Source organism: Shinella sedimenti, from assembly GCF_022601905.1.
GTDB lineage: Bacteria > Pseudomonadota > Alphaproteobacteria > Rhizobiales > Rhizobiaceae > Shinella > Shinella sedimenti.
Genome location: NZ_JAKVIN010000022.1, coordinates 1 through 4,939, shown reverse-complemented (window position 1 = coordinate 4,939; position 4,939 = coordinate 1). Strand labels below are relative to the sequence as shown.

Sequence of the window (4,939 nt, the reverse complement as noted above, 5' to 3'; positions counted from 1 at the left end):
CGCTCTCGCAGCTTCTCGATCTGAGCGTCTATGTCCGTGATAGATAGTTTGGCAGCCATGGTTTGTCCTCCTCATGGAAGGTGGTTTTGTTGATGTGATTTATACTATCTGGAAAACGATAGTAAAAAACGCTACCCTATGCAAGCCCACAACACGTCGTTCCCGCACAGCCGGCTTGGGCCGCTTCCCCGAAACGCGGCATCGGAGATCGAGTTGAGGGCGCAATATACGTCGCTGGGGCGACGTGCCTGGGAGGTGAGGAGACGGCAGTGGCGATCATGTTCGTCAGAGCGCAGGTAATCAGCAGGGGAGCGGGACGCAGCGTCGTCTCGGCCGCCGCCTATCGTCACCGCGCCCGGATGATCGACGAGCAGGTCGGCACGACGTTCAGCTATCGCGGTGGTGCTGGCGAATTGAAACATGAAGAGCTGGCGCTGCCCGAGCAGATCCCAGCCTGGCTGCAGACTGCCATCGAGGGAAAGACCGTCGCCGCAGCTAGCGAGGCGCTGTGGAATGCGGTCGATGCGTTCGAGACACGATCTGATGCCCAGCTTGCCCGCGAGTTGATCATCGCGCTGCCGGAGGAACTGACGCGAGCGGAGAACATCGCGCTGGTCCAGGAATTCGTCCGTGACACGATGACCTCCAAAGGCATGATCGCCGACTGGGTCTATCACGACAAGGATGGCAATCCGCATATTCACCTGATGACGGCGCTGCGCCCTCTGACGGAGAAGGGTTTCGGGCCGAAGAAAGTGGCCGTGCTCGGCGCAAGCGGTCAGCCGCTGCGCGTCGTCACCCCGGATCGACCGAAGGGCAAGATCGTCTACAAGCTTTGGGCCGGCGACAAGGAAACGATGAAAGCGTGGAAGATCGCTTGGGCGCAAACCGCCAACAGGCATCTGGCGCTTGCCGGTCATGATATTCGTCTTGATGGTCGCTCCTATGCCGAGCAGGGCCTGGACGGCATCGCGCAAAAGCATCTCGGCCCGGAAAAAGCAGCACTCGCGCGCAAGGGGGCCGCAATGTATTTCGCCCCGGCCGATCTCGCGCGCCGGCAGGAGATGGCGGACCGCCTGCTTGCCGATCCGGCGCTTCTGCTAAAGCAGCTCGGCAATGAGCGGTCCACTTTCGATGAGAAGGATATCGCCAAGGCGTTGCATCGCTATGTCGACGATCCCACAGATTTTGCCAACATCCGCGCCCGTGTGATGGCCTGCGACGAGTTGGTTCTCTTGAGGCTGCAACAAGCGGACCGACAGACCGGCACGGTTGCGGAGCCGGCGATCTTCACCACGCGCGCGGCACTGCGCATCGAATACGACATGGCGCAGTCTGCGGATAACCTGTCGAAGCGCACCGGGTTCAAGATTGCCGATCCCACGGTTGCCGCAGCCGTGCACAAGGTCCAAACGGCCGATCGGGAAAAGCCCTTCAAGCTCGACGCGGAGCAGGTCGCAGCCGTGCGTCACGTCACCGGCGACAGCGCGATTGCGGTTGTCGTGGGTCTGGCCGGTGCCGGTAAGTCGACATTGCTCGCCGCCGCGCGCGTGGCCTGGGAAGGAGAGGGCGGTCGTGTCTTCGGCGCAGCACTGGCCGGCAAGGCGGCCGAAGGGCTGGAAGACAGTTCCGGCATCAAGTCGCGTACGCTCGCTTCATGGGAACTGGCCTGGGAGAACGGTCGCGATCTGCTGGAGCGCGGCAATCTCTTTGTGATCGATGAGGCGGGCATGGTCTCCTCTCAGCAGATGGCGCGTGTTTTGAAGGCGGTTGAAAATGCCGGCGCGAAGGCAGTGCTGATTGGTGACGCGATGCAGCTTCAGCCGATCCAGGCTGGTGCGGCCTTCCGGGCGATATCCGAGCGGATCGGTTTTGCCGAGCTTTCGGGTGTGCGCCGGCAGCGGGACGCGTGGGCGCGCGATGCCTCGCGTCTGTTTGCCCGTGGCAGGGTGGAGGAGGGATTGGACGCCTATGCGCAGCGAGGACGGATTGTCGAGGCTGCGCGCCGCAGCGACATTGTCGAACGTATCACTGCGGATTGGAGCGCGGCGCGCGAAGAAGCCATCGCGCGGTCACGAGCGGCCGGTCGCGACGGCCGGCTGCGGGGCGACGAGATGCTGGTGCTCGCCCACACCAATGACGATGTGAAGCGTCTTAATGAAGAGCTTCGCGGTGTCATGAACGCTGCCGGCGCGCTGACGGATGCACGCGCTTTCCAGACGGTGCGCGGCGTTCGCGAGTTCGCCGCTGGCGACCGCATTATCTTCCTCGAAAACGCTCGTTTCCTGGAACCGCGGGCAAGGGTGCCTGGGCCGCAATATGTCAAGAATGGCATGCTGGGCACGGTCGTTTCCACCGGTGACAACCGTGGTGGTCCGTTGCTCTCGGTTCGCCTGGACAATGGCCGCGACGTCGTGATCAGCGAAGACAGCTATCGTAATGTCGACCACGGCTATGCGGCGACGATCCACAAGTCTCAAGGTGTCACCGTCGACCGGACCTTCGTGCTCGCCACCGGCATGATGGACCACCATCTGACCTATGTCTCGATGACCCGTCATCGCGATCAGGCAACGCTCTATGCGGCGCGCGAGGATTTTGAGGCAAAGCCGGAATGGGGACGAAAGCCGCGCGTCGATCATGCCGCTGGTGTTACGGGCGTGCTCGTGATGACCGGTACGGCACGGTTCCGGCCGGACGATGAGGATGCCAAGGAAAGCCCTTATGCGGATGTCCGCACGGATGACGGAGCGGTCCACCGTGTCTGGGGCGTCAGCTTGCCGAACGCGCTGGAGGCGGGCGGTGTTTGCGAGGGCGATACGGTCACACTCCGCAAGGATGGTGTCGAGACGGTCACGGTGGACGTCGTCCTGACCGATCCGGAGACGGGTGAGAAGAGGACCGAGAAACGCGAGGTCCAGCGCAATGTCTGGACGGCCAAGCTGGCCGAAGCCGCTTGCGTTCGCCAGGAGCGGATCGAGCGCGAAAGCCATCGGCCTGAACTGTTCACGCACATGGTCGCGCGTCTTGGCCGCTCGGGTGCCAAGACCACGACGCTCGATTTTGAAAGCGAGGTCGGCTACCAGACGCATGTTGGCGACTTCGCCCGGCGCCGCGGTATCGACACGCTGGCCGAGATCGCGGCGCGACGCGAGGAGGCGACTGTCCGCCGGCTGGCCTGGCTTGCCGAGAAGCACGGGCAGGTCGCGACGCTCTGGCAAAGGGCGAGCGTGGCGCTTGGCTTTGCAATCGAACGCGAGAAAAGCCTTTCCTATGAGGATGCGCGTTCTGAAACCATCGCCGCGCCAGTTCCCGCGGACCGATCCTGCCTGATACCCGCGACGACGCGATTTGATCACAGCCTTGAGGAAGATGCGCGCCGCGCGCAACTGGCCTCGCATCGCTGGCGGGAACGCGAGGCCGTTTTGCGTCCGGTCCTGGAGAAAATCTATCGCGATCCTGACGAGGCGCTGGCCAGGCTGAACGCTCTGGCGTCGCAAGCAGACCTGCAGCCGCGCCGACTAGCCGAAGACCTCGTGGCGAGCCCGCAGCGACTTGGCCGCATGCGTGGATCCGATCTCCTGGTTGATGGCCGCGCGGCGCGGGACGAGCGCGGCGTAGCGATGACTGCCCTGTCGGAATTGGTGCCGCTTGCGCGTGCGCACGCAACGCAGTTTCGGCGTCATGCCCAACGCTTCGCTATCAAGGAGCAGCAGCGTCGTGCACATCTGTCTCTCTCCATTCCTGCCCTTTCTAAACCGGCAATGGCGCGTCTCCTCGAAATCGAGGCAGTTCATGAGCGCGGCGGACCCGACGCCTATAAGACTGCCTTCACCTATGCCGCCCAGGACCGTGTGCTGGTTCAGGAGATCAAGGCGGTCAACGAAGCGTTGACGGCGCGATTTGGATGGTCCGCCTTCACGGAGAGGGCCGATGCCATTGCCGAGCGCAACATGGTCGAGCGCATGCCCGACGAACTTGCAGGCGATCGACGTGAGAAGCTGGCGCGGCTGTTCAAGGTCGTGCGCCGCTTCGCCGGGGAACAGCATCGTGCGGAGAGGTCCAACCGCTCAAAGTTGGTTGCCGGCGCCAGCGTCGAGCGGGGGAAGGAGGGGAGTACCGTGCTGCCCATGCTCGCCGCCGTGACGGAGTTCATGACCTCGGTTGAAGACGAGGCGCGCATCAGGGCGCGCGAAAGTGCCCATGTCAGTCACAATCGCGCGGCCCTTGTCGAAACGGCGGGGCAAATCTGGCGTGACCCTGTGGACGCCGTGAACAAGATCGAGACCCTTATTCTCAAAGGCATCGCGGGCGAGCGGCTCGCAGCGGCGGTCGCCAACGATCCTGCAGCCTATGGTGCGCTGCGCGGCTCTAATCGCATCGTCGATCGGCTACTGGCCGCCGGCCGTGAGCGGAAGAAGGCGCTTCAAGCCGTGCCGGAGGCGGCAGGCCGTATCCGGTCGCTGAGCGCATCCTATGCCAGCGCTCTCGCCATGGAGACCCAGGCGATTACCGATGAGCGCCAGTGTATGGCCGTCGTCATTCCTGGATTGTCACCGGCAGCTGATGAGGCATTGCGTGGGCTTGCGGCGGCAATGAGGAAAAAGGACGCCAAACTCGATGTCGCAGCGCGGTCGATCGAGCCTCGCGTCTGGGAGGAATTTGCGGCCGTTAGCCGATCGCTCGATCTGCGGTTCGGGCGCGATGCGATCCTGCGCGGCGAGACGGATATCGTCAACCGCTTGTCGCCAGCGCAGCGTCGTCCATTCGAGGCGATGCAGGACCGCCTGAGGGTCCTGCAGCAGACTGTCCGCATGGGTCGAACTCAGCAAATCGTTGCTGAACGCCAACGTCGCGCAATCGACCGCGGGCGGGGCATCATTCGGTGAGTAGGGCGCCAACATGAAGGGAGAAGACAAGGACGGGAGCAGGAAGGCCA

1 protein-coding gene is annotated in these 4,939 nt (G+C 63.3%); it reads left to right on the top strand.

Annotated elements, in window-relative coordinates; genetic code table 11:
- The first annotated feature begins 269 nt into the window (after positions 1–269).
- Complete coding sequence (traA, locus tag MKI86_RS23700) at positions 270–4,889, top strand: Ti-type conjugative transfer relaxase TraA (protein WP_241605970.1); 4,620 nt, start codon at positions 270–272, stop codon at positions 4,887–4,889.
- Positions 4,890–4,939: the final 50 nt, after the last annotated feature.